Origin of the sequence: Treponema vincentii, from assembly GCF_010365865.1 — a bacterium.
Classification (GTDB): Bacteria; Spirochaetota; Spirochaetia; order Treponematales; family Treponemataceae; genus Treponema.
This window is the reverse complement of record NZ_CP048020.1, coordinates 602,749-629,576: the sequence shown is the minus strand read 5'-3', so window position 1 is coordinate 629,576 and position 26,828 is coordinate 602,749. Positions and strand designations below refer to the sequence as shown.

At 34.6% G+C, this 26,828-nt stretch carries 28 protein-coding genes and 2 pseudogenes; 11 read left to right on the top strand and 19 right to left on the bottom strand.

Going from position 1 to position 26,828, the window contains the following annotated elements; all coding sequences use genetic code 11:
* Window positions 1-31 precede the first annotated feature (31 nt).
* The 11 genes and pseudogenes from GWP43_RS02940 to GWP43_RS02890 all read left to right on the top strand — a co-directional run bounded on the left by GWP43_RS02940 (window position 32) and on the right by GWP43_RS02890 (window position 8,245).
* Window positions 32-865 (top strand): hypothetical protein, encoded by an 834-nt coding sequence (locus tag GWP43_RS02940; protein WP_162662591.1) that lies wholly within the window; start codon window positions 32-34, stop codon window positions 863-865.
* A 213-nt stretch (window positions 866-1,078) separates the two neighbouring features.
* Window positions 1,079-1,387 (top strand): nucleotidyltransferase family protein, encoded by a 309-nt coding sequence (locus GWP43_RS02935; protein WP_162662589.1) that lies wholly within the window; start codon window positions 1,079-1,081, stop codon window positions 1,385-1,387.
* Window positions 1,371-1,730: pseudogene (locus GWP43_RS02930) on the top strand (HepT-like ribonuclease domain-containing protein). The gene GWP43_RS02935 and the pseudogene GWP43_RS02930 overlap by 17 nt, the downstream one beginning before the upstream one ends.
* A complete protein-coding gene (locus GWP43_RS02925; protein ID WP_162662587.1) occupies window positions 1,720-2,379 on the top strand; it encodes a hypothetical protein in 660 nt (219 codons plus the stop codon). Before GWP43_RS02930 ends, GWP43_RS02925 begins: the two are co-directional and overlap by 11 nt.
* Window positions 2,380-2,476: 97 nt before the next feature.
* Window positions 2,477-3,283, top strand: coding sequence for a TM2 domain-containing protein (locus GWP43_RS02920; RefSeq protein WP_162662585.1), 807 nt, complete (start codon window positions 2,477-2,479; stop codon window positions 3,281-3,283).
* Window positions 3,284-3,419: 136 nt separating this feature from the next.
* On the top strand, window positions 3,420-3,911 hold the full coding sequence (locus GWP43_RS02915; RefSeq protein ID WP_162662583.1) for a hypothetical protein: 492 nt from the start codon (window positions 3,420-3,422) through the stop codon (window positions 3,909-3,911).
* A 624-nt stretch (window positions 3,912-4,535) separates the two neighbouring features.
* Window positions 4,536-5,003 carry a hypothetical protein gene (locus GWP43_RS02910; RefSeq protein WP_162662582.1) on the top strand — a complete coding sequence of 156 codons (468 nt, stop codon included), beginning with the start codon at window positions 4,536-4,538 and terminating at the stop codon, window positions 5,001-5,003.
* Window positions 5,004-5,389: 386 nt separating this feature from the next.
* Window positions 5,390-6,061 (top strand): hypothetical protein, encoded by a 672-nt coding sequence (locus GWP43_RS02905; protein ID WP_162662580.1) that lies wholly within the window; start codon window positions 5,390-5,392, stop codon window positions 6,059-6,061.
* Window positions 6,062-6,347: 286 nt separating this feature from the next.
* A complete protein-coding gene (locus GWP43_RS02900) occupies window positions 6,348-6,536 on the top strand; it encodes a hypothetical protein (RefSeq protein ID WP_230977987.1) in 189 nt (62 codons plus the stop codon).
* Window positions 6,520-6,951 (top strand): type II toxin-antitoxin system VapC family toxin, encoded by a 432-nt coding sequence (locus tag GWP43_RS02895; RefSeq protein WP_162662578.1) that lies wholly within the window; start codon window positions 6,520-6,522, stop codon window positions 6,949-6,951. Before GWP43_RS02900 ends, GWP43_RS02895 begins: the two co-directional genes overlap by 17 nt.
* Before the next feature lie 85 nt (window positions 6,952-7,036).
* The gene (locus GWP43_RS02890) at window positions 7,037-8,245 is read left to right on the top strand and encodes an IS256 family transposase (RefSeq protein WP_414162724.1); all 1,209 of its coding nucleotides are present in this window, start codon (window positions 7,037-7,039) and stop codon (window positions 8,243-8,245) included.
* A gap of 260 nt (window positions 8,246-8,505) precedes the next feature.
* Here GWP43_RS02890 and GWP43_RS02885 read toward each other — a convergent pair whose 3' ends face one another.
* From GWP43_RS02885 to GWP43_RS02795, 19 genes and pseudogenes are all read right to left on the bottom strand, one after another.
* Complete coding sequence (locus GWP43_RS02885) at window positions 8,506-8,856, bottom strand: arsenate reductase family protein (RefSeq protein ID WP_162662574.1); 351 nt, start codon at window positions 8,854-8,856, stop codon at window positions 8,506-8,508.
* A gap of 88 nt (window positions 8,857-8,944) precedes the next feature.
* Window positions 8,945-9,163 carry a hypothetical protein gene (locus GWP43_RS02880; protein ID WP_162662572.1) on the bottom strand — a complete coding sequence of 73 codons (219 nt, stop codon included), beginning with the start codon at window positions 9,161-9,163 and terminating at the stop codon, window positions 8,945-8,947.
* Between the two features lie 10 nt (window positions 9,164-9,173).
* A complete protein-coding gene (locus GWP43_RS02875; protein WP_162662570.1) occupies window positions 9,174-9,791 on the bottom strand; it encodes a hypothetical protein in 618 nt (205 codons plus the stop codon).
* 235 nt (window positions 9,792-10,026) lie between these two features.
* Window positions 10,027-11,022: a GNVR domain-containing protein gene (locus GWP43_RS02870; protein WP_162662568.1), complete on the bottom strand. Its 996-nt coding sequence runs from the start codon at window positions 11,020-11,022 to the stop codon at window positions 10,027-10,029.
* A 43-nt stretch (window positions 11,023-11,065) separates the two neighbouring features.
* Window positions 11,066-11,248: pseudogene (locus GWP43_RS02865) on the bottom strand (dTDP-glucose 4,6-dehydratase); the annotation flags it as partial.
* Between the two features lie 295 nt (window positions 11,249-11,543).
* On the bottom strand, window positions 11,544-12,533 hold the full coding sequence (locus tag GWP43_RS02860) for an NAD-dependent epimerase/dehydratase family protein (RefSeq protein WP_162662566.1): 990 nt from the start codon (window positions 12,531-12,533) through the stop codon (window positions 11,544-11,546).
* The gene (locus GWP43_RS02855; RefSeq protein ID WP_162662564.1) at window positions 12,530-13,615 is read right to left on the bottom strand and encodes a glycosyltransferase; all 1,086 of its coding nucleotides are present in this window, start codon (window positions 13,613-13,615) and stop codon (window positions 12,530-12,532) included. Before GWP43_RS02855 ends, GWP43_RS02860 begins: the two co-directional genes overlap by 4 nt.
* A 23-nt stretch (window positions 13,616-13,638) precedes the next feature.
* Window positions 13,639-14,619 carry a glycosyltransferase family 2 protein gene (locus tag GWP43_RS02850; RefSeq protein WP_162662562.1) on the bottom strand — a complete coding sequence of 327 codons (981 nt, stop codon included), beginning with the start codon at window positions 14,617-14,619 and terminating at the stop codon, window positions 13,639-13,641.
* Between the two features lie 16 nt (window positions 14,620-14,635).
* Entirely contained in the window at window positions 14,636-15,667 is a 1,032-nt protein-coding gene (locus tag GWP43_RS02845; protein WP_162662560.1) for an EpsG family protein, read from the bottom strand.
* Window positions 15,668-15,675: 8 nt separating this feature from the next.
* On the bottom strand, window positions 15,676-16,974 hold the full coding sequence (locus tag GWP43_RS02840) for a glycosyltransferase (RefSeq protein ID WP_162662558.1): 1,299 nt from the start codon (window positions 16,972-16,974) through the stop codon (window positions 15,676-15,678).
* Window positions 16,974-18,296, bottom strand: coding sequence for a nucleotide sugar dehydrogenase (locus GWP43_RS02835; RefSeq protein ID WP_162662556.1), 1,323 nt, complete (start codon window positions 18,294-18,296; stop codon window positions 16,974-16,976). Before GWP43_RS02835 ends, GWP43_RS02840 begins: the two co-directional genes overlap by 1 nt.
* A gap of 39 nt (window positions 18,297-18,335) precedes the next feature.
* The gene (wecB, locus tag GWP43_RS02830; protein WP_162662554.1) at window positions 18,336-19,415 is read right to left on the bottom strand and encodes a non-hydrolyzing UDP-N-acetylglucosamine 2-epimerase; all 1,080 of its coding nucleotides are present in this window, start codon (window positions 19,413-19,415) and stop codon (window positions 18,336-18,338) included.
* A gap of 9 nt (window positions 19,416-19,424) precedes the next feature.
* Window positions 19,425-20,576: an N-acetyl sugar amidotransferase gene (locus tag GWP43_RS02825; RefSeq protein WP_162662552.1), complete on the bottom strand. Its 1,152-nt coding sequence runs from the start codon at window positions 20,574-20,576 to the stop codon at window positions 19,425-19,427.
* Between the two features lie 75 nt (window positions 20,577-20,651).
* On the bottom strand, window positions 20,652-22,061 hold the full coding sequence (locus tag GWP43_RS02820; protein WP_162662550.1) for a lipopolysaccharide biosynthesis protein: 1,410 nt from the start codon (window positions 22,059-22,061) through the stop codon (window positions 20,652-20,654).
* A gap of 7 nt (window positions 22,062-22,068) precedes the next feature.
* The gene (locus tag GWP43_RS02815) at window positions 22,069-23,316 is read right to left on the bottom strand and encodes a CDP-glycerol glycerophosphotransferase family protein (RefSeq protein WP_162662548.1); all 1,248 of its coding nucleotides are present in this window, start codon (window positions 23,314-23,316) and stop codon (window positions 22,069-22,071) included.
* A 234-nt stretch (window positions 23,317-23,550) separates the two neighbouring features.
* Window positions 23,551-23,742, bottom strand: a complete 192-nt coding sequence (locus GWP43_RS02810) for a hypothetical protein (protein WP_162662546.1) — start codon at window positions 23,740-23,742, stop codon at window positions 23,551-23,553.
* A 3-nt stretch (window positions 23,743-23,745) separates the two neighbouring features.
* Entirely contained in the window at window positions 23,746-24,240 is a 495-nt protein-coding gene (locus GWP43_RS15360; protein WP_162662544.1) for an acyltransferase, read from the bottom strand.
* A gap of 6 nt (window positions 24,241-24,246) precedes the next feature.
* Window positions 24,247-25,485, bottom strand: coding sequence for an ATP-binding protein (locus tag GWP43_RS02800; protein ID WP_162662542.1), 1,239 nt, complete (start codon window positions 25,483-25,485; stop codon window positions 24,247-24,249).
* Between the two features lie 217 nt (window positions 25,486-25,702).
* Entirely contained in the window at window positions 25,703-26,821 is a 1,119-nt protein-coding gene (locus GWP43_RS02795; protein WP_162662540.1) for a DegT/DnrJ/EryC1/StrS family aminotransferase, read from the bottom strand.
* Window positions 26,822-26,828: the final 7 nt, after the last annotated feature.

The following is a 26,828-nucleotide window of genomic DNA, read 5'->3' as shown; positions in this document are numbered from 1 at the left end:
GAAAAAAACATTGCAAAAGAAAGGTTGAAAGATGAGAAATAAGATTAAGTTGTATAGCTTTTTATTTGTTTTGATTATTGAGATATGTACGGCGTGGGGGCAGGATAAAGAATTATCTGCAGGCCAGAGACAATACATTCCAATCGAGTATAACGGTGAAACCATATATAAATGGCTGTCCATCATAAAAGTAAAAGAGTATGATGGCGAAGGAAAATTAATATATGAAGGGAATGGCTCTACTGATAATACATGGTATGAATATGATGGGCAAGGAAATAAAATTTGTTGTAAGATAGAGAGTCAAAGGCGGGGAGAAGTTTATTACGCGGAAGAGCGTTATGAATATAACACTAAAGGTCATCTAATACGTATGGATAAAAAAGGCTCTGGCGAACAGCACGAAGTGACATATCAATACTATAAGGATAAAGGTATCTTATATTGTACGGATTCGGACGGGTTGATATATGCATATGATAGTAAAGGGTACCTACTTAGTAAAAAAAGGAAGAATTCCAATTATGGCGGAACAATTGTCGCAACTTTTAATGATGATGGTACTGTTACCATGGGCGGTAAAAGTACAAACGAATTTTCTGAAGAATATTTATACAAATATGATACTATGGGAAATATAATCTATGAAGAGTGTAAAACTTCCGGTCAGATTCAGAACATACAATTACATAAATATGACTATATAAATAATCGTATTTATTCTTATAGGAAATGGTCTACAGGTAATTATTTTTTAGAAAGTATTCATCTGCTTGAATACTACAAGGATGGAAAAACATTAAAAAAAGATACTCAATTATTCGTAGATCGCGACTATCAAGGATTATGGTATCCTTTGTACTAGAATTTTATTCAACAACTATTTTAAGTTATTTCATTTATTGCCTTGATAAGGATGAGAATTTTATAAAGCAAAAATCTAACACCCGCTTCAACCTGACATTGCCTTTGCGGCAATGCAGGTTAAGCGAATGTTAGACGGACTCGTGCTACTGCACGAGCTGAATTTTTCAGGTATAAATCTAGATTTAATATTAAAAAAAGGTATAATAGAAGTATGAAACCTAAAGAAAAAAAAGAGATTTTTCATTTCTTAGAATATAATAAAAACATTCTCCAGTCCTATGGCGTAAAAAAAATAGGTCTTTTTGGTTCTTATGTACATAATAAACAAAATAAAAATAGCGATATTGATATATTAGTAGAATTCCATGATGATAAAAAAAATTATAATAACTTTATAAATTTAGTTTATTACTTGGAAGATAATTTGAATGCAAAAATAGATTTATTAACCATAGAAAGTTTAAGTCCTTATATTGGTCAGAGAATACTCAATGAGGTTGAATATGTATCGATCAAATGAAGAGTTATTTAAGCATATTTTTGATGAAATTGTTTTTTTTTGGAATCTGAAATAAGGACCATATCAAAGGAAGTATTTTTAAAAGATGAAAAAAACGCAACGAGCTTTTGCACGAAGTATTGAAATTATCGGAGAAGCCGTTAAAAATATTTCAAGTGATGTAATAATTAAATATAAAGAAGTTCCATGGAGAAATATTGCCGGTATGAGAGATAAACTCATTCATGGTTATTTTTCCGTTGATTATGAAATTGTGTGGGATGTTGCAAAAAACATTATTCCTGAATTTAAGAACCAGCTGATAAAAATTATGGATACAGAAAAAAAGAAAAATGACAATTAAAGAAATAATAACAGAAATCAATAAAATAGAAATAGATATTGCTGATTTTATAAGTAGTTACAAAAGTGAACAACTTGTCAGTAATTATGATGATTGGAATTATAAAGATGTCATTGCGCATCTTTTGGAATGGATTATGTTTTCAAAAAATAAACTAAACGCTATTGTACATAACCAAGATTTTCAAGAAATAAGTAATATCGATATATTCAATAAACAAAATTATATAAAAAATAAGAATAAGCATATTACAGAATTACAGAAGAAACTAATCTTTGAACTGAATGAATATAAAAATATTGTGCTACTGTATACAGAAGCAGATTTACAGAGAAAAGATTTTCCAACAGGTTTTTCATTTGAATTATGGCGGTATATGATAATGGATACTATTATACACCCTGTAATGCATTTATTATATTATTTAATTAAAACAAAAAACTATAAGTTATTTTTCAAATTGTGTAAAAAATATAATGAAATATTTTATTGTTATGCAAAAGGAAATCTTGAGGTATATTCTTTTTATGAATATATTGAAGATAGTAAAAAATTTATTGAGAATATAAAAGAATTAGGCAAGCAGTATAAAAATGATGATATGATACATGTAGTTTTAAAAGCCAATAAAATAGATGGAAACATCTAACACCCGCTTCAACCTGACATTGCGAGCGAGCCGCAAATGCAGGTTACGCAGATGTTAGGACGACACGCCTAACGGCGTGAAAAATTCAGGAGAATTAATGAATAAGTTTTCAAAAGTTACAGGATTAATTGCATTTTGGACAGAACTAAGTTTACTTATTGCAATAATTCTTTTAATTTTTTTTCCAAAAAGTATTGTAGGAAGATATTTGTCATCCTTAGATGAGTATAAAGATATATTTATTGTTCCGTGGCAAGAAATTATTAAGAACTTTATTTTTTTCCTTTTACTGGGAATTTTCTGTTTAAAAAGTAATTCAAATGAAAGGGAGTATGGAATTCTAACACTTTATTTTTATATTCTCATAACAATAATATTTGATAATCCTTTTTCGGTTTCCGCCTTATTTATCGCTGTGTCACAGAAAGGAGTAAATTACCTTACATTTTTTTCTGCATTTAATTCTGCACAGAATTCCATTTTATATATATTTATTCTGATAAGAAATATTTCTTTTATTTTATCAGCAGGTAGTATGATTGTAAAGAGCGAAAGCCGATATTTGGAAATAAAAAATAATAAAAGAATTTCACCAAAAAGCAGAACTTATTTAATACTTTATTCTGCATTTTTAGGTTTTTTAGGAATTGATAGATTCTATATAGGACGAACGGTAATAGGTATTGGAAAATTATTACTTGGATTGATTATTGTTACTGAATTTTTTTTGGTTTTTCGCTATTGGTATACACTTCTTTTTATAGATAGAAGTGTATTTATTATATTATTAATATTATTAATAGGTTTTGTAAGTATATCAGTGCTCGTAAATAGCATAGATTTCATTCTTGCAGTTTTTGGAAGAATGAAGGATTCTGAAAAAAACTTAGTGAGAAATTGGTAGATTGTCCTAACACCCGCTTCAACGCTGACATTGCGGACAAGCCGCAAATGCAGGTTAAGCGAATGTTAGATTGACCTCTTCAAGGCGAAAAAATTGATAATGCAAATAGATATTAATCAATAGCTAAGGAGGAATAATGAAACACATCATCAGACTAGCCGCGGTGCTTTTCACAGTAACTGTTTTGTATGCGCAGAACACGCTAATCACTGAAAAATCATTCATCGTTGTACGGAATGGAAAAGAGGTTACTGCAACTTACGGAGGAAAGACTTTGAGCGGCGATTCTTGGAAAGATAGAACAAACCCCTCGGCTGTACTCGCCGCGTTCTTTGTCAGCTATTTTAAGCAAACTGACGACTGGCATGATTTGATCGTGAATAATACATTTTATGAGATATTAGTCGACGAAATGAATGAGGCTTATGCGCAGTTCTACGGAATAGTCGATACAATTTCCATTACAATTAGTCCTGAAAAATTTATGCTTAAGGGGGACGCAACCGCTTTTTACACGATAAAAATCGCATATTCCTACGAGGACAAAACTGACGAAGGTGAAGACGAAGTTACTATGAGAAAAGACAAAAAAAGCGGTGAATGGCTTGTGGCGGAATTGCCTTTGTAGAAACGCTTTCGGTTCAGGGTCGCTTCCATTTGCTCTCGTCAAAAAAATAGCCCACTGCCGATAAAACATGAGCATGGCAGCGGGTGTTACCTCAAGCACCTCGATGGCAGAATAAAAAGACAGGAGGACAGCATATCGAGCCTTAGGTCATTCAGCAAACCCTGCATGAAGCTGTTTGACGGTTAGGTATTCCGAAGTCAATCAACCCTCCCGATGCAAATCCTCCAAAGTGTTGTTCTTACAAAGTGGTTGCAGCCGGTTTTCATGCCCTATCAACCGAAAATGTATCCTATTTAGTGAAGATAGGCCTAGTCTGCCTGTCGATGATGTATTTCGGCGGATATTATGGAAGAAAGATATAGTTGTTTTAATCCACGATAGTTTAGATTGCAAATGGGGCGTTCGTATGATATTATGAGGAAGGGTCGAAAAGGTGTTATGTGGACGCCTTCGGCGCCCAGCGCCCAGAAGAGAAAGAAAAATTTTGTTCATACTGAGAAAAAATAAAATTCTAGTAAAGACAAAAAACGATAGTTATTTTGTCCGTTACCGCGAAAATAATAAGGAGATAAATGAAGATGAAGGTAAAAAAGTCTTATAAACTAAATACAATTGTTTTTTGCTTTGATATTAATTATTGTAAGTGCGGTCTTATTATATATTACCTATAATTATATACAGGATCCAATTGCTATTGAAATATGTAAATCAATTGCTTATTCTATAATTACTGCTGCTTTGTTCACAATTATAATAAGTATTTTTGAAAGAAATCATTTTGAGGAAACATTGCGGACTTTGCTTGAGAAAAATCTTCCTTTTTTGGATAGACTTGAAAAAAAAGGATTAGAAGGTTTTGAATCAGGGTTTCCACTAAAAAACGATACTTATGAAGAGAATTTTATCGAAAGCGAAATCGTTACAGTAGTAATGAATGATGGTAAAAGATTTTTTGCTAATAATATTGAATTATTCAGAAAAAGATTTAATCAAAGTTATAAAACGACAAGATTTATTTTATTGGATCCCGATGCGGCGGACTCAATTTCTGTGTTAACAAGGAAAATGATCATGAAGGAGATTATTACATAAATAAAATTAATGATTTTATTAAGGAACTGAAGAAAGAGTCTATAAATAGGGATCATAAATTAGAAATTTACACACAAAATTTATATACAACTATGGCCGTTATTTTAATGGATGATTATGCAATGATAAGTTTATACAGAATATCACCGGGACAAGACGAGGTTCCTCATTTAGTATTTAAAAAGAACGAATATGATAATTGTGACTATGAAAAAATAAGAAAGGATGTCGAAAGATTATTGAAATATGGAAAAATTCGATAATCTAAAAAGTGTTATGAATAACTATAGTTTTTCATAACAAAAAAAATGTCTAACCCCCGCTTCAACCTGACATTGCGGACAAGCCGCAAATGCAGGTTAAGCGGATGTTAGACAGATTGCCCAATGGGCAACAAGAAAGAAAATGAAAAAATTATATTTATTATAGGATTTATGCTTATGGGCTTAATATCATGTTTTGTAAAGACAAAAGAAGAAAAATTTTGGGGTTGGTTTTGTAAAAACTCACAATTAATATACAATTATGAAATAAATCAGGAAAAAATTTTTAATGAACTTCAAATTCAATTACATAAAATAAATCCTGATCTAACGTTTGAAATTAGTTCTGTAAAAAATGGAAAAAGAGATTTTGTAATTAGTGCAGATGGAATACTAGATGCATTTCCTGCAGTCGAAAAATTGTATTCATTAAAACCGGAATTATCAGAATGGACTTTTATAAGATTCCGCCCGAGAAGAAAAATAGAGAATTCAATTAAAATAGAAGATAAAGAAGTTTGTCCAAATGATATAAGGTTTATGTTTATAAAAGATGAAGATAAAAGTAAAATAGGAATTGTTCTTTTTTGTAATGGATACACTGAGATCGAATGTGAAATTTATAGTCAGATTGGATTTTTATTTCTTGATGAATGTCTAGGAGAATATGATGTAGAAAAATTCATCGGAACAATAATAATACAAGGCTTTGATAGCGAATATTTTAACGATTCAATAAAACTAGAGTTTTTACCAACTGAGTTTGATAAAATAAAAGTAAATATAATTAAATAGTATATAGTTATATTTAAAAATAACGTCTAACACTCGCTTCAACCTGACATTGCGGACAAGCCGCAAATGCAGGTTAAGCGGATATTGAACGGACGCTGCACGCATAAAAGATGCGGGGAAGCATTTTTCTTTATAGTATCCTAATTGAATCGATTTATATTACTAGAAGTTCAAAATTGCTTGATATAACATACAAATAGCTGTATATTATATGCAGAAGGTGATTATATGCCTTTATTACAAGTAAGAGAATGTCCGGAAGATATTTATAGAAAAATTTCATACGTTGCAAAAAAATGAAAATAGAACTATAGCTCAACAAGTAGTAGTTTTACTTGAAAAGAGTTTAGAGCAACAAGAATCAAATATCGGAAGACGTAAACGATTGATTGATAGACTTGAAAAGAGACAGATAGCATCTGAAATTAAGAAAATCGATCCGGTTTCTTTTATAAGAGATGATCGTAACAGATGATTGTAGTTTTAGATGTAAGTGCATCTATATAGAGATTATTTTTCAAAGAGAAAAAGACAATACATTTAAGAGTATATATCATCAAGGTACTTGGATTATTGCCCCCGATTTGTTTATAGCCGAAATTACAAATGTTTTATGGAAATATTATAAGGCAGGTCGCATATCTCATATTGATTGTATTCAATATGTTCAAGATGGAATTGATATGGTTGATGATTTTATTGAAACAAGAGAATTATGGAAAGAAGCTCTAGCAGAAGGAATGAAAAATAATCATTCGATTTATGATATGTATTATGCTGTATTAGCAAGAAGGAATGATGCGACTTTAATAACAAATAATGGAGCTTTAGCAAAAGTGTGTGAAAAATTGTCTATAGATATTTGTGACTCTGTGAAAGTCTTTCTGTAAATTCCTAAAAAAGTAGGTACTGTGGTAAAATAAAGACAGGAGCCAACGTATGGCAAAAGAAAAAACACCACCACACAAAGTTGTAATGACTGAAGGCAAAAGAAGAGAGATTATTAAAACTTTGCTTTCAGAATACGACATCCAGTCAGCGCAGGATATTCAGGAAGCACTGAAAGACCTTCTAGGCGGAACCATCAAAGAAATGATGGAAGCAGAGATGGAGGCTCACTTGGGATATGAAAAATCTGAGCGTTCTGACAACGATGATTACCGAAACGGTTACAAGTCAAAGACTGTAAAATCAAGTATCGGAGAAGTTGAACTGGAAGTTCCTCAAGACAGAAAATCAACTTTCGAACCGCAGGTCGTAAAAAAAGGCCAGAAAGATATTTCTGACATCGATCATAAAATCATATCAATGTATGCAAAGGGAATGACAACCCGTCAGATTTCAGACACCATCGAAGACATTTACGGCTTTGATGTGTCTGAGGGTTTTATTTCCGATGTCACAGATAAGATAGTTCCGCAGATTGAAGAATGGCAGAACCGGCCGCTTGATGATGTTTATCCGGTCATTTACATCGATGCCATTCACTATTCTGTCAGAGACAACGGAGTGATTGTCAAAAAAGCCGCTTATGTAATTCTTGGACTTACCTGTGACGGGCGTAAGGAAGTGCTGTCGCTTGCCATAGGCAAAAATGAAAGTGCTAAGTTCTGGCTGAACGCTCTGAATGAGCTTAAGAACCGTGGAGTGCAGGATATTATGATTATCTGTGCTGACGGCCTTACAGGTATCAAAGAGGCCATCTATGCCGCATTTCCAAAAACTGATTATCAGCGCTGTATGGTTCACATGGTCCGCAACACTCTGAAATACGTTGCATCAAAAGACATGAAATCTTTCGCTACTGACCTGAAGACAATTTACAACGCAGCCTCCGAAGGTGAAGGGCTGAAAGCTCGCGACCGAGTTGTTGAAAAATGGTCCGCAAAATATCCGAACTCCATGAAGCGCTGGATAGAAAACTGGGATGTTGTCGTGCCTATTTTTAAGTTCTCTAAGGATATCCGGAAAATCATTTACACCACGAATGCGATTGAAAGCCTGAATTCCAGTTACCGAAAACTCAATCGCCAGCGCAGTGTATTCCCAAGCGACCAGGCTCTGCTCAAAGCTTTGTATCTTACAACTTTTGAAGCAACAAAAAAATGGACTCAGCCGATTCACAACTGGGGCCAGGCCTACGGAGAAATGTGCATAATGTACGAAGGTCGCCTGCCTGACTAATCTATAAAAAAAGACAATTTCACAGCAAGGAAGCTGTCTTTAGTATTTAACTCTTGATAAAAAATCAACAGTATTTTATATTCAAAAAATAAACAGTAGCTGTCAGCTACTTGTGGGATATACCCGCATTAAAACTTTTTACCGCAGCCTACTGAATTTACAGAAAGGACTTCACAGTCTCATATTTGTAACTAGAAAATCATCTAACACCCGCTTCAACCATACATTTGCTTTGTCGCAAAAATTAATAACACATCTTCTTATACAAGACTTTCTTCCCATTCTTTTTCTTTAAAGCCGATAAGAACTTTATTTTTCGTAATAATAAGCGGTCGTTTTACAAGCATGCCGTCCGATGCCAAGATACTATACATTTCATCATCAGTCATACCGGAAAGTTTGTCTTTAAGTTGTAAACTTTTATACAACAATCCGCTTGTGTTAAAAAATTTTTTCAGCGGCAGTCCGCTTTGCCGATGCCAGGTCTGTAATTCAGCGACAGATGGATTATCTTCTTTGATGTGCCGCTCAATATAATCAATATGATGATCACCAAGCCATTTTTTTGCTTTCATGCACGTTCTGCATTTAGGATAATAGATAAAAGTCATATATCTTCCTTCGAATTGAAATCTGAGCATCCGCCATACTCTATATTGCTTACACTATGGAAAGAAAAACTTAAAGCACAGACACTTATTACCTTTGTGCTAAAAATATATCCAATTCCTCTTCCAGACTTATAAGCTGAGCTTCTACTCTTTTAATCTTTTCGAGTATAGCTTGCTTTTGTATTTTTTCCAGCTTGGCAAATACCGTATCGAAGAGCTCTTTTTCCGTAACTTTGGGTTCAGTATCAAGATATTCTATTTTATAATATCCGATCCACGCCTCGAACGGCTGCTCGTTTTCTTGCATGTAAATCTCCTTATGCTAACCCTAACATATCACGTAGATGATCTTGAAACTCACCGGATGTTGTCTCTCCGTTCAAAAAAGCTTTTATTTCTTGTTTTATTTCGGTAGGGAAGCGCCGCCAATAAGAGCCCGTCCAATCATGCATTGCAGCAGTAAGGTTGCGCTGTGTTTCAACCGGCATTTCTCCCAAACTATAGGAAACAAACTGTATAACCATTTCGTATAACAGATCGGCAGGCACCCCCTGCACCGAACCGTTCTTTACCAAAGAAGCGCGACGTTTTTTACCGCCTGCCCCGCTCGATTGCGGAATCCATGAATCGATCAGACCGGCAATCTGTTCCTTAGAAAGTTCCGGCGCTTCTTTTTGCAAGATATCGGCGGCATAATCCCGAAAAGTATGCCGGACACCATCCATACTTGCATCAATAGAAGCGTAGATCGATTCCGACATTTTCTTGGCTGCTTCTTCCGGAGTAAATGGGATGCTACTGTTTATCGCTCCCTCAAGCTGAGCTTGCCGGCGCTCAACCGCTGCGGCAAATGCTTCAATCTCGCGTAGATTCGCTTTATTCAATATATAATCAAGCGCAAAGAGAAAATCTCTGTCGGTTTTTGTATTGCTCATGAAGAAAGCATATACTATTTTGTGGGATTTTTAAAGAGGAGGGATAACGGCTATCGCAATATAAAAGTCAAATTTACGACAAGGCATATACGGATATGCGTCGGAGCGTATTGCCACGCCGTTCCGCATTACACTCTGTTCTATTCCAGGAACGATAAGCGGTTATAGCTTCTACATCAGAATTTGAAGCTACGAATAACAAAGGCGTGGCGACCGCAAAAAAGATAAAACAAATTTATGACTCGCGGTGCTTTTCTTTTTTTGATAAAAATTTTGCGCGAACTGAAGGATCTCTCCATATTTCTTGTAGCGCGTTTAAGAGAAATGCCAGAAAGATTGAAAAGAACAATCCTGCGACAAAAGCAATGATATATATTTTTGTCCGCGGCGGATTTGATTTTCTTTCGGGTATTTCCGGCATAGCCAGTATTTGAAATGCGGGATTTTCGCTTGCAATTATTACTTTTAAGAGTTCATATTGTACTTTTAACTGTTCGTAAACCTGTTCTTGGATAGCAATTTCACGTTTAATTTGCTTTATCGCAGGCACAACGTTCTCTCCCCCACCTGAACGAGATTTTTTATTTTCCAAATTATCAACTTCCTGCTCCAAGCGTTTTATTTCATTAAAGGATTGTTCCAAACTTTTTTCCAAATTTTCTTTTTCTCGAGCCTTCTTATTCAAACCGAGCTCCGCAAAACACTTTTCGTAATAATCGACAGCGACCGATACGGCTTTTTGCGTAAACTTAGGATCAATATGCGTAGCGGTTACTGAAAATATTCCGCTTTTTTCGTCCATCTTTACCTTAAACAGACCCTTTACTATATTCCTTGTCTCTGTTTTGACAGAATTTTTAATCCCATATTTTTCGGCGATATGCAATTCATCGGCAACAGTATCAAGAAATAAATTACTCCCTGCAATATAAAGTACTATTCCACTGCCGGCCAATTCAGCTAGATTACTGGGATTACTTTGCCGCAGCATTGACACCAAGGCATCACTCGCAGCGCCGGCATCGATCTGTACCCGTATAAAAGCCGTGCTGGTATATAGATCCGGCATATATGATTTTTCAGGCGCCATTTTTTTACCGATAAAAACATAAGCAAACACAGCCACCGATATCAAACCGGTTACTCCGACAATAAGCCATTTCCACCGCCACAATACGGAAATTAAATCCAGCAAAGATATTTCATCGACAACATTATTTTCATCATTCATAAATATACCCTCTCATTTTTGCAAGTATAACATAATCATGCTATCAACGTCTGCTGTAGTTTTTTTCAATCCACTTTCGGTATTCACCGGAACGGACATTCTCAATCCAATCTTTATTTTGTAAATACCAGTCAACAGTATGTGCAAGACCTGTTTCAAAATCAAACACACGCTTCCAGCCCAGCTGCGTTTTAAGCTTTGTACAATCAATAACATAGCGCCGGTTTTTTTAATCTGGTCTTTTTAATAAGGTACAGATAAAATTAGACCCAATAAAGCCGGCATCGCCTGTGATAAGAATATTTTTTAAACGGCGCATTTAGAACACCTCCTTTAAGATGTTTTAGCGGTAACATCAACTTCTTTGACAGACTCAAGCCATTGTAGATATATGCATCCTATACTACAATTTCACTTGTACGCATTTCTTTAAGATCCTATAAACAAAACTATTAGGTACCTCGTAACATTATTGCATCTCAAAAGATTTTGAGCGGTTGTTCTGTATAAAATTATAGGTATTATTCACTATAAAAATTATGCCCTTGAACCTTATCAATAAATTCGTATTTAACCGTATTATATAAACCATCTTTCAATGAAACAGGAGGCCTAAAACTAGTCTTTTGAGTATTAATTGAATCAAAAAGGGTGTTTGCGCAAAATTTTTTTACCCTAATAGAGCTGATAGCTAATTTTTTTCCAGTTATTTTGGCAAGAAGATCAAAACAAAGACCTCCAAAATACCCCAACCAATACGGCCAATGAAAAATTTTATGATGCGGTTTTCCAAGTATAGCATACACCTCTTTGGTAAGAGTATTCATATCAAAGTCCGGCTTATCTATATAGTTAAATAAGTGCTCCCCAGAAGTATTATTAAGAGAAAATTCAATAAAAGCGGCAATGTTTTCAACATACGCCATAGACTTTCTGTTTTTTCCATCACCGATAAAAGGAAAAAATCCGGAACTAATTTGTCTTAGAAGATTATACACATTGCCTCTGTTCTGTTCGCCAAAAACAACAGTAGGGCGAATAATTGTAAGTGAGTTATTCGTATTGGAATTCAGCCAAGCACGATACTTTCCCTCTGCAAACCATTTTGTTCTTCCGTAATCATTAAAATAGTTTATTGCCCCCGTCTCGTTCGTATTTAAAGGAGCAAAGCCATAAACAGCAACAGAGCTTGTAAAAATAATTTTTTTTATGCTGTATTCCGAACATACTTTACATACATTTTCGGCACCGTTAACATTCACCTCATCATAGAGGCTCTTAGGTTCAACATCATCACGATGCTCAGCAGCTAAGTTGATAACACACTCGATATTCGAACTTAAACCTTTCTGTAGAGAATCAATATCTCTAACATCAGCAAAAGCCCGTAATTCATGATAATACTTACTATCCTGCTTATCAAGTATTTTAACAGTATGTCCGGCAGCTAAGAGCCGTCGAGTCAATCTTGTTCCGATAAATCCGGAACCGCCTATTATTGCAATAGTCATTCTTCTTCCCTTGTTAGGTTAAAAATTGTTTTATATAACTCAGCGTATTTATGATACATAGTCTCAAAGGTAAAATAATTAAGATATTTATAAACTGATATCTGTTCCATCTGCTTTAATTTCTCTTCATCAGCTAATAACTGATGTATTGCCATAACAGCATCTTCATCGTTTTTCACCAACATTCCATTCGAATCATCTACAAGTTCTGGAATCCCGCCTACAGCAGAGGCAACAACAACTTTTCCTTGAGCCATGGCTTCAAGTATAGTCATCGGTAAACCTTCATAATTCGTCAGCAAAATGAATAAATCACAATACACTAAAAGCGAGCTTGCATCAGGATAATCACCCAACAGTAACACGTTTGGGGGAATAGTATACTCTTGTTGCAGGTCATCCAGTGTTTTTCCTGCCGCGCCGCCGACCCACACAAATAAAAAATCTTGCATTTCATGATGAGATGCCACTGTAAGAAACCCGTCAAATCGTTTCTGCGGCGAAATACGAGCAACCGTCATAATAACTTTTTTATATCCACTATTATCAAATGGTCTTAAAACAGCTGTTTTAGGCGACTGTACCCCGTTATGAATAGTCAAAACATTAGTATATATTTTTTCCTTCTTTAAATTCATTTCATCATAACATGAAACAGCAACAATTGCTGCGCAATACCGCTGTAATAGCCGCTCTAATGGTAAAAACACTCTATGACGAAGACGAATAGAGTCAAACCCGTGAACAGTATAGACAATACGATCTTTATATTTTATTCCAGCAATACGACCTAATGCGCCCGCTTTGCTAGAATGCAAATGAATAATATCAGGTCTAAAACATCTAATAATTTTTTTTAATTCAAAATAACAGCGTATGTCTGGAAAGAGGCTAATCGGCTTCACCATTGTTTTTACCGGGTAACGGATAATATCAGGATGTAATTGATCCCATAAATATCCACCAGGCATACTAGCTACAGCAACGGTATTTTGTTCTTGAGCTGCTGCATTTGCTAAAAAAATACAAACGGATTGCGCGCCTCCCAATTCCGTATTCGTTATAATATGCAATATTCTCATCTATACATTCCACCTTACTTACTCTACACAGAATATTTCAAAATTGCAAAAACTATTCGAAGCGGAATGCATCGAGCAATACAGAGCGCTCCATAATTGATAAATCTTCCCGACAATCTTTTATACAAAAAACATTTATTTTGCATGAAAATACTATTTATCTTTCTATCTTTAACATCAGCTTTGATATACGCAACTAAATTAGCTAGATATAAATTTGCAATAAAAAAATTTACTTCTTTTTTAACCGTAGCATAAGCTGTGGAATTTTTTAAAATAGCATCCCGTACAATTTCAAATGACTTCATTCTATCCATACTATAACTTTTATAGCCCTGCATCACAGAGTCAGCCCGTATTTGATAGATAAAGCACAAGCGATTATGATAATACAAACACTTTGCGGCAGTAATTGCTTGTATCATAAAGACAATATCCTCTCCAATTTTAATGCCATTGGGAAAGAGAATATTATTATCTACGATAAAGTTTCTATCAAAAACACAACTACAGATGTGCCATGGTATTTTCTTTGCAAAAAAATATTTTTTAATTGTATCGTCATATATTTTTGTTTTATGCAGTTTATTGGAAAAAAGATGCTTGACAACTCCATCAAGTCTATGCAGTTCATAACTGAACACAAAGAGCTCTGGCGTTGTATTATCATCATGTCGACTCAAGATACTACGAAAAAAATCTAAGCTACCATCAGTAAGACTGTCATCAGAATCAAAAAAATATAAATAACGACCATGTGATTCTTCTATACCCCTATTTCGCGCAGCAGAAACCCCTTGATTTTCTTGTGAAACGAAACGTATTTCTGAACAACGGTTTGAGAAATCACGACAAATAGATTCAGTGGAATCAATAGAACCGTCATTTATGATAATAACTTCACAATCATCAAGACCTTGCTGTACAAGCATTGACAGCGTTGCAGGCAAAAAACGCCCGCTATTATATGCCGGAATAATAATTGATAATAAAATTTCGTTCATATACTATTTCCATATATCAGAATAACAATTGATACGGTATAACACCATGAGCACCCCGGATGACAACTGTACCAATATAAAAAAGCATAGCATAGGCAACCAATAAAATGCAAATACATTTCTTTTCCGATTTTGCAATTTTTGATATAAAGAGAGGATAAAAAATAATTTCACTAATTTGAAATCCATAGTTCAATCGCATCAAAACATTAGTTCCATTAGCTAGATTTGCTATACTAATTGAAAAGACAAATAGTTTTAGCCAGAATCTCTCATACTGTCCATTAAAGTATTTTGAATAAATAAAGGAAACGATTACAAGAATATTAGGCAGTATCAGTTTAAGCATAGAAAGTTGAGAAGATTTCATAAAAAACTGCGAATCAAAATAGTGTGCATAATAAAAAGAATTCGGTACTACCTTCATAATCACTGTCTGAACAGGGAAAATAATAAATGGCAGTAAAATGCCCCAAATACATATAAGCGATCTTAGTTTAATGTTCTTCAAAAACGGATATATAAGCCCTAGCAGCATTGTATAGTGAAACAAAGAAGCAAATAATGTTATTGCTATAAACTTTAAATACTTCTTCTGAAAAATGTAATCTACGCCTAATAAAAAAATAGAAATCGCCATAATTTGACGAACGACATTATAGGTTATGAAATAATAATTCAATAGTATATACAAAACGAGAGAAAGCATTGGATCTATACTATGTTTCTTTATAAAAAACAACATAAATACATTTGTAAAAAAGGCAAAAAAGAAAACACTAAACGCATAAGGTAATTTTAAATGAACAAATAAGAGATTGATATACTTATACCCAATCTCTATATTATAATTGGAATATCCGTCCTGCAGACTCGAATAAATAGATAAATAATTAAGATAATCAGTACCAATATTATAACGAAAACAAGCCAAAAAGATAATAAAAATTCCCAGGATATACCATCCAACAAGATCCAGCATTCTATTAGTGGTTGCAGCTAAATATAATATTGTGATAATAAATAAAAACTGTAGATAGAATATCATAAAAAGACTTATTCCTGTATTTTAGTTAATTCATTATCAATTCTTGCTTTCCAATCAAAAACATCAGAAACGTTATTATTTTCTCTCAAAAATTGAAAATGCTGTGTATGCAAAAAAGTAGATATGGTATCCGTAATACAAGCCTCTCCATCATCATTAAAAAGGAATATCCGATCTGTCTCTATATTTTTCAAAATAGCGTCAAGATTATCATCATGAAGGGTTATTACAGGCTTATTAAGATACAACGCTTCAAATACCGGATTAGTAACATTTGTATATTTATAGAGCGACACCATGATATGATTTTGATTATATACATCAATCAAGTCATCATGCTCAACAGCTCCATAAAGATGTACATAGGCGGACAATCGATATTTTTCTATCAAACCCTGCAAAGCTTTAATTTCAGAGTCGGAACCATGACCATAAATATGCAAAGCATAACGATGACATTTTAAAATATTAACTAGCTTATGCATTACTTCGATGGATAGATATATCCGTTTCCATCCAATAAGACGTGACAGTGTAAAAAGATTAATCGTCTCAACACTATCAAATGTATTATCTATACGGATATTCGGTTTAATATCTTGAATGTAGTGCGAAATACCATTTGGTTCATACAAAATTTTATCTCTATCAACCCCAAAATAGGCTAAAACTTTATCACCATTTGTCCCATCATTGGTAATCGAACACAAATCAAATTGATTACATAATTTAAATGCTTCAATATCAGTACTATAACGCTTGTAAATAACAGAATCACTAACTTTGTGATAATCGAACCCTAATACTGTTCCTTGGAATTTTGCTAAATATTTAATATTCTTTTGCTTACACCTCCTTTTTACTTTTAAAACAGGTTTCACTGCAAAAACTTCATAAGCACAAATAACCGAAGGATTGAATTTTTTAATTGCATAAAGTAATTTCCGATATAAGAATACTGCTGCAAGATTTGAAGAAAGTATATTCAATTTACCATAAGTAGTGTTGACAAAATTTCCAGACGCTTGTTTATTCTTTTGTTTTTTAACAAATGGTACGAGCAGAAATTTTATTACAGCAGGTAGTATCTGATAAACATGGAGAAAAGTTATATCTGTACCAAATATATCCAATGCTTTTTTTACGTCCATATAATAATTATTGTGTTTTGAGGCAGATGTAATAAATACAATATGATATTTTTTAATATACTGTTTCACTGTCTCTAATAAAGATTGATTCCCAATACGATTAAAAAATAGAGTCGAAACAATAATCATTACAGGCTTGTCAACATCACTTCTCATTACAGTTTAAAAACCTTCCCATCTTCAATGTGGACACTTTTTACTGCATTGCGTAAATCCACCACTAAGCTCGATTTTGCTACAATATGCTCAATATCAAAACATGAATGATTGGTTGTAAATACAACGCAATCTGCTTTAGATAATAGGACATCAGTTAAATCCGTACCGACCCATTTTTTTCCGTGATCGTCAATACATTCAGGGATATACGGATCATGATACAGGACATTTGCTCTTTTTTTAGCACATTCTTCCATAACAAGTAAGGCAGGGCTTTCACGCGGGTCATCAATATCCGGCTTATATGCGACACCAAGGAATAGAATTGTTGCACCATTCATTGCTTTTTGCTTGCGATTAAGCGCATACATAATCTTATTCATCATTTTATGCGGCATCTGATTGTTGATATTGCCGGCAGTATTTATCATTGTTAAATCGAAATTAAAGCCTTTTGCAATATGCTCAAGATAGAACGGATCAAGCGGGATACAGTGTCCGCCGATACCGGGACCGGGATAAAAGGCCTGAAAACCGTAGGGTTTCGATTTTGCAGCGTCTATCACTTCCCAAATATTAATATCCATTTTACCCGCTAAAAGAGCTAGTTCATTGATAAGTGAAATATTGATAAGCCGATAGGTATTTTCAAGTATTTTAACCATTTCCGCCACGCGGGGACTTGAGACAGGATAGAGATGCTGAATCGCCTTGCTGTAGAGAGCAATTGCAATTTTCTGAGCATCTTCGCCTAAAGCACCAACTACTTTCGGCGTATTATCAGTCTTATAATCTTTATTTCCCGGATCAACCCGTTCGGGACTAAAACAAAGCCAAAAATCTATACCTTCTTTTAAGCCTGATTCTTTTTCGATAATTGGCTTCATAAAATCTTCGGTGGTTGTCGGATAGGTAGTACTCTCAAGCGAAATAAAAGTACCTGCTTTCATATTTTTTCCAATATCTATACAAGATTGTTCGATAAACTTCATATCAGGTTTCTTAAAATGATCAAGCGGTGTCGGAACGCAGATAATGACCGCATCGCATTCTTTAATTCGAGAAAAATCAGTTGTTGCAGAAAGCTTTGTTGTTTCTTTTACTACACGGATTAAATCTTCATCTTTTATATCACTGATATAGTTTTTTCCGGTATTCACCAATTCTACTTTTTTAGAGCTTTTCTCAAAACCCAAGACTTGTACATCCTTTTTTGCAAAAGACACGGCAAGCGGCAATCCAACATACCCCAAACCGATAACACCAATAACTTCGGTATTACTCTCAATTTTCTCTATGATTACGTCAAAGTTTGGCATAATTAAATCTCCTATAGTCTATCGTATTCTTTTTATATATCAGTATTGACATAGTAAAACCTTCATAATCTTTTCTGCCGTATGCCCATCACCATAAAGCTGAGGATAATTCTCTGGAGTATGAATATTCCCAATAGCTGATATGATTTTTCCAGTATCAGCGCCCGTGAGTGTATTCCAGCCGGAAGAGACAAGTTCAACCCATTCGGTAGTGTCACGCATAGTGATACAAGGCTTTTGGAAGAAAAAAGCTTCTTTTTGAACACCGCCTGAATCCGTAAGCACGGCAACACACGCTTCTTCATATTTAAGCATTTCCAAATAACCGACCGGGTCGATAAGTGTAACATGTTTTCCAAAATCCAACCCATGTTCTGTTAATATTTTTTTTGTGCGAGGATGCACAGGGAAAAGAAACTTGCTTTCTGATAGTGAATTAACTGCATTTACAATACTTTTTAAGCGAACCGGATCATCAGTATTTTCTGCCCTATGAATGGTTAACAAGATAAAATTACTCGGTATTTGTAATGGAATATTTTTTTGCCGGTAATAAAGCGAGGCATCATACATAATATCACCCGTTTTGCACACAGTCTTATTATCCGCAGACGGTAAACCACCCGTAGAAATAATTCCTTCCTTCTTAAGGTTATCTATCGCTGTATCTGTCGGGCAAAAAAGCCATGTTGAAAGATGATCAGTAAGTCTACGGTTTTGTTCTTCCGGCATTACCATCATATAGGAACGCAAACCAGCTTCCACATGCGCCACCGGAATATGCAACTTACTCGCAGCTAAAGCTCCAGCTAACGTAGAATTAGTATCACCATAGACAAGCACTGCATCAGGCTTGAGTTCTAACAGTAATGCCTCAATCTTTTCGAGCATTAGACCGGTCATTTTACCATGAGAACCGGAACCGATATGTAAATTATAATGTGGCTGAGGAATATCCATTTCAGTAAAAAATATATCGCTCATATTTTGATCATAATGCTGACCGGTATGAACGATTGTCTCTTTTACACCAAGTTGCGGATTGTTCCTAATATAGCGGCTTAATACAGCCGCTTTGATAAATTGCGGACGAGCGCCAATAATTGTAAGAATGTGCATAGTCATTTCTCATTTTGAGATAAATAAACTTCGCAAAAACCGCTTTAGCTTTCTTAAAAAGATCAATTTACTAGGATTCGTCCAAACATCTAAGAAATAAGATGTTTTATAATCAGTATGCTGTTTAGGCGGACTCTGCAAAATTCTATCAAATTCTTCTCTCGAAATTTGTAATTTATCCAATACAAAAGCTATATCATTCTCCATTTGCTCTTTATCATAAGCAGGTTTTTGATATAAACTCAAGGCATCATCACGAGTCAATTGTCCAGAAATAATTAAACTTGATAAATGCGAAGTACGCTTATCAACTTTAAATTTTTCTTTAAACCAAACTAGCTGAACAACTTTTGTCAATACATTCTCAAGATGTTTTGCTTCATAGTATGTAAAACCGGAAAAATCATGTAATTCTTTAATAGCACGTTCTTTATTATAATCAATATAATCAAGAGGAGTAACCGTCTTTAAATGTAATATTCGGTTATCTATCATCCGCCGTTGCCAAGAGATTAACGGTAATTTATTAATCGGTTTTGTACCAAATAATTTGTGGATAGCCTTAATATGAACGAGATCATACGCCGAATGAGTATTTCCAGATTGTAGAATAGATTCCAAGGAAAAATTCTGTCCCGATAAAAAATATTTTATTTTCTTTTTTCGAGCAAAATCATACAAAGCAGCAAACAAGACATTATCTTGTGGAATAGCCAAATTAGGTACTTCTGCATATAAAAAAGCTCGATTTAAATCCAAAAACTGCTCTGGATCAGGTTTAATGGTAATGAGTGTGATATTGGCTTTTTCCACCAAATATTTAATATTTTTTTTTGCCAACTCGGTATCAAAGCCATCATCAACATGCACAGCAAGGATTCGCAATCCCCATTTAACAGCTCCCAAATATGCAAGATATGCAGAATCGAGCCCACCTGATATGCCCATGAGACAATCAAATTCTTTGCCTCGTCCGGCATTTTTTAGAACGGTCAATAATTGCCGAAGTTTTTCTTCTCCCTCTGTATTTGGAAAATACCGATATGGTTTTGCTGCAAGGGCCGCGATACAATAATTACAATTTCCGTCTCTATCAAACCGTATATTAGCATCGGATACATTATCCATGATACATCTATTACAGCGTTGAAATTTGATCATATATTTATCCTCCTCCTTTATAATCAGTAAGTAATCGTATTCGCCGATAATTTACCTACCAACTCATAGGCACATCTATCTGGAATACATATAATTTAAACATTTCCAAATCCACATCTTTAATAATTTTCTGTCAATAATCAAGACCATTATTAAAGCAACAGCTGCAGATAAAATTTCAAAAACCTTACAATCGACAAAGGTGTTAACAAAGGCAACAGCCCACAAAATTAAAAAATAGATACTTGCCTTTACAAGCTTGAATTTCATTGGATACAATCTTATTGAAAAAAATGTACGGACATAAAAATAACAAAGATATACAATAGAAATTACCATTGCCGCACCTTTTGCGCCGAATTTTGCAAGAAAAACAAAATTTAAACCAACCGCAACCACATCTAGAATAATAAAAGTATATGTTTCGTACATCATCTTTTTCTTAAAATATATTCCAAGATTAGAAACTTCGGTTATTGTATACATGACAGGTAAAAACACCAAAAAAGGCATAATATGTGCAGAAGCCGAATACTGTCGGCTCAGAATAAGCACAATAATATCTTTAAATATAATTAGTAATAGTGAAACACTTATCAGAAACAATAATAAATTTTCAAAAACGGTTTCATACAAAGAGGTATCATCTCTATGTTTTTCATAATGTTCAAAAGCGGCAGGAGTCCAATACATCGAAAACCCTGACTGTACAAGACGCAAAGCCGCTATAATTTTAAAACTAACGCTATACAAACCGAGTTCATAAAAAGTAGAAAACTGCTTTAAACAATATTTATCAATTCCATCAAACAAAGTGGATAAAAAATGAGCCGCAACAAGCGGAACCGAATACAACAACACTTCTCTTATACCGACACTTGTAATTCTAAATTTCGAAAACCAAAATTTATGCTCAATAAGAATCGCGATAATCGATGCCACCAGGTTGGAAACTATTCCTCCGTATATTATTGCAAGATATGATTTTTCAAAACACAACGAATAAATAATTATTGTCATGGTATTGGTTATAGAAAGAAAAAAATTCAGGAGAGAAAACAACAATGCTTTTTGCTGCATTCGTATCGTTAAAATCGAATAACGCTGGATTAATCTAAAGAATAAATCAATACATAACAAAACGACCAAATACGGAATATCTTTATCAAAAAAATACAAAGACACCCGATGTGAAAAAATCAATAATCCTGTACATAAAAAAATAAAAATACAAAAACATGGGAACAAACAGCTCCACAACAATATATATCGATCGTCGCCTTTCTTTTCATAAAAGAAACGCATAAAGGCCTGATCAGTTCCGAAATTAATTATAGGGAAAAGAAAAACTGCGACCGTAGAAAAAAGAGTTGCAACACCAAAATACTCGGGTATGATAAAATAGGTAACAACAGGCGTTGTAAAGAATGATACGGCAGCAGCAGCAAAAGAGCCGATGGAAAATTGCAATAGTTTTTTTAACATATATCACTCATTCTGCTATTTTTTTGCAAATAAAATCATATACCCTATCACCTGTTTTTCCGTCCGTATATTTAATAAAAAGATTCTTAACATCATTATAATGCTTGTCATTCTTATACGTTTTTCCGTTTAATTCATTCTCAATAGCAGCATACAATTCCTCTTCAGTATAAGCAATCTTCCCTGCACAGAACAATTCTACAGGATTATAAGACAAGCCTCTGTTCCTCTCATATTCTTCTCGGTCAGAAAAATTAAACACAACAGGCTTACCGGTAACCAAAAAGTCAAAATATATTGATGAATAGTCGGTTATTAACAAACAAGCATAAGGTAAAATATCATAAAAAGTATAACATGAGGACGGTTTATAAATCATAATATTAGAACACCCATCCACGCCAGTTAAAACATCATCCAACATACCGACATGAGATTTAACGAGCAAAATAGCCGAGTTAACATTTAATAAAGTATTTAATTTCGTATAATCATCGCAACCAATAATAGCTTGATGTTGTTTTGCCAGTTGACCATCTCTATGCGTAGGAGTATACAGAATAATATTTTTAATTTTCTCATCAATTCCCATCATCTTTTTTATTGTTGGTTTATCAAAACGCGGATTCACAATATTATCATGACGGATAAATCCTAATACTTTATAGTCAAAATACGGCACATGTGATGCACACATATCCATACGAGACGCAAAATCGGAAGAAGCAGCTACATATTTTTTTGTTTGCATTCTTGTTCTTTCATTATGCTTAGCAACATCAGATTTAAATGGGCACGCATAATAATTCAGACATATATCAATTTGAGATCCTTTTTTTACTAAAAGAGGTGACATAACATCAGGAGTAATAATTATTTTACATTTTAAAAAGGCAAAATAATATCTTATATAATTTAAAATACGTTTGTGCATTTTAGGTGAAACAATCGGAAGCAATTGTATATATTTTAATTGTTTTTGGAGTTCACAACAATCTTTATAAGTAACATCATTCAATATACTAAGATATATTTTTTTAAATGGCGCATCAATGACGTCATGGCATTCCAAAAGGTAGTGCAAAAAAAATAAAACGTTATCCCCTGTATAATTCTTTATACTAAAACTTTCACGCAAAGAAGAATCTTCAGGAATTATAAATAAAAAATCATTCCGGCAGGGCAGCCATCCTAAAACAATTTTGAATACGAATTTACACGCTTGCTTTAGACAGTATTTTAAATTCAAAATCATACCTACATCCTTTTTTAGAGATAAATAGCAACATTTTCATATAAAAATAAGTATTACAGACACACTTCATATTTTATATATAGAATATATTCTATAAAATAGTTTTACTAATAAATATTTTTATTATATTAGCAGTTCTACTTTTATTATACAAGTTTCTATCATGCTCTATTCAACTTTCTATATTCAAAATAAAACCGTTAGTCATGACGCATAGAGCCAAGAGGAATATACTTAAAATAAGAAAGCGGAGATGCACATAAGTCCATTCGTAGTAATACCACAAGGTTCATCCCGCATAGTAGAATCAGTAATAACAAATAATTGACCATTTTTAATGGGAATAAAAAACAAAATATATTTAAGCGCTTTCAAAAACATTCTTTTCATAAGTTGTTTAAAATACCCCAATTTTTGTTTTGTCATCTTCTACTCCTTCTCCCCCGCCTCATTCACCGTGCCATGCACCCGTGCGGGGTTACCGTAAACAAGTGCATACGGAGGCACATCTCTTGTTACTACACTTCCTGCTCCAATTAAGGCATATTCGCCGACGGTTACCCCGCAGACAATCGTAGCATTTGCACCGATGGATGCACCTTTTTTGATCAAAGTTTGTTTGTATTCGTGTTTGCGTTCAATAAAGGCACGAGGATTTATGACATTGGTAAACACACAGGACGGACCGCAAAACACATCATCTTCTATTACAACATCATCGTACAGCGAAACATTATTTTGAATCTTTACGCCGTTGCCTATCACAGCTTTTCCGCCAATATTGACATTTTGCCCGATCGAACACTTTTTACCGACCTTAGCGCCGCTCATAATATGCGTGAAATGCCAAACTTTGGTTCCCTCACCTATTTCCGCACCTTCATCTACATAACTTGATTCGTGCACAAAATAATTCTTTTCCATTAATCTTTAATATTCCTTGCTCAATAAAAAATCAGCAATGTAAAAATGCCGCACCCCCTCTACATTCTCCTGCCAAAATTCATCCATCGTTACGACAAATTTAGGATATTGATCGCGAATTTCCAAAAGAGGAGAAAACTCACGGCTGACGGTTTCCTGACTTTCCAATTTATAGGCAACTTGAATATAGAGCTTTGTGCCCTGTTTTTCTGCAATAAAATCAACCTCTTTTGTACCGAGCTTACCGATATACACATTATATCGCCTACGCTTTAATTCCAAAAAAACGATATTTTCCAATATACCGGAAATTTTCTGATCGGTATATCCTAAAATAGCGTATAAAAGCGACACATCACTCAAGTAAAACTTTTCCTGTGTTTTCAGCAGCTCTTTCCCTTTTATATCATAACGACGTGTAGGATACAAAACAAAGGCCGCTTCAAGCGCATTCAAATAATTGTATATTGTATTTACATCAAGTTTACGCTTCTGATTTTTAAAATAGTCGGCAACATTTTTACCGGAAAAGCTATTACCGATATTGTCAAAGGTATACTTTACCACACGCTCCAACAGTTCAATATCACGAATATTAAACCGTTGAATAGTATCGCGAAGCAGTACCGAAGCGTAAATGTCTGCCACAATCTTATATGCTTCCTGCTCTCCGTAATCCGCTGTATGGATAACAGGAAAACCGCCTTTCCGTAGGTAAGCGGCGAAAGCGTCCCGTTGCGTCATGTTCCGCTGCGGAAAGTAATAAACCTGAAACTGCAAATATTCCGCAAATGACAACGTATATATCGGAATTTCAATATAACGGCCTGCAAGATAGGTCGCCAATTCCGATGATAACAGCCGTGCATTGGAACCGGTAATATAAATATCCGCATCAAAGTCTACAAGACAGGAATTGATGCACTTTTCCCAGCCATCTACTTCTTGAATTTCATCAAACAACAAATAAACGCGCTGTTTCGGCTGAACTCGTTCAACAATATACCGGTACAAATCCTCAGCGGTTTTAATCGTTGAAAAGGCAAAGCTTTCAAAATTGACAAAAATAATATGCACCGCATCGACGCCTTGTGCAATAAGTTCATCACGCAGCAAAGATAAAATACCGGACTTCCCGCAGCGACGCACCCCCGAAAACACCTTTATAAAAGGCTTTCCGATAAAAGGAGACACTTCTTGCAGATAATCCAATCGTCTGACTACAGTTTTTATGCCTACATCCACAATTCCCTCAATTATTGAAATAAATTTAAAGTTATAAGCATAAAAAGTCAATACATAAACAAGTTTTTATAGCCATGCCTATAAAGTTTCAGAAAAGACACAGTGTTTTTATAGGTATAAACATAAAAAAGTATCATATCTTTTTCTTTGGATAGACGCATGATTATCCGAAATAACCCCATACAAGCAGTGCGGTATCTTCTTTTAAAGAATCGCTCTACCGCTTATAAAACGCCTTTATTGCGTCGCAGGTATAGGTAATTTCATCTTGAGTCAGCTCAGGATACATCGGTAGAGCAAGTACGGAAGCACAGAGTTTTTCTGCAACAGGGAAATCACCTTTCTTGTAGCCGAGATACTTAAAGCACTCCTGTTCATGCAGACACTTGGGGTAATATACCGTTGTGCCTATACCTTTTTCGGTGAGATATGTCTGTAACTCATCCCTGTTTTCAGCAAGGATATTGAATACATAGTATACTTCTTTTCCTTTCGTTTTTACTACGGGAAGCTTTATCTGCCCGACGTCTTTTAACAATGTCCGATACTGAACAGCGTGTTCAGCCCGTTTTGCAATCGCATCATCAATATGCTTGAGCTTAACATTCAAAACGGCTGCCTGTAAGCTGTCGAGCCGCGAGTTATAGCCGATATAATCATGGTGATACTTTTTTGTCGCTCCATGGACACGCAAACTCTTGGCTTTTAGGTAATATTCTTCGTTGTTCGTAACAATCATGCCGCCGTCGCCGTAACCGCCGAGCGTCTTTGTCGGGAAAAACGAATAAATCCCCATATCGCCGATAGTTCCGGACTGATGTAAAACGCCGTTATACATATCCTGCATACCGAACGCTTCTGCAGCGTCTTCCAAAACACGAAGATTATGCTTTTTCGCAAGCGCCATGCAGGCTTCCATATCCGCCGTCTGCAAGAATAAATGCACCGGCAATATGCCAACCGTCTTTTTTGTTATACGCTTTTCCGCATCTTTCATATCCATACAGAAGGTATCTTCATCAATGTCGCAAAAGACAGGCTTACCGCCTAAGCGGGCAATACAGGAGGTTGACGCAAAAAATGTAAAAGCAGGGGTTATAACCTCTGCACCGTCTTTAAACCCGAGGATATCGGAAGCAATCACCAGCGCATCACTGCCGTTAGCAACGCCGACCGCATATTTTGCACCGGAGTATTGTTTTATCCCTTCTTCTAAGTTTGCTACTGCTTTCCCCAAAATAAAGTCACCCGTTTCAAGCACGGAAGACAACGCTGTATCAAATTCTGCTTTTAGATTCTTATATTCTCTTGTTGCCGTATAAAAAGGTACATTCATTATTTTT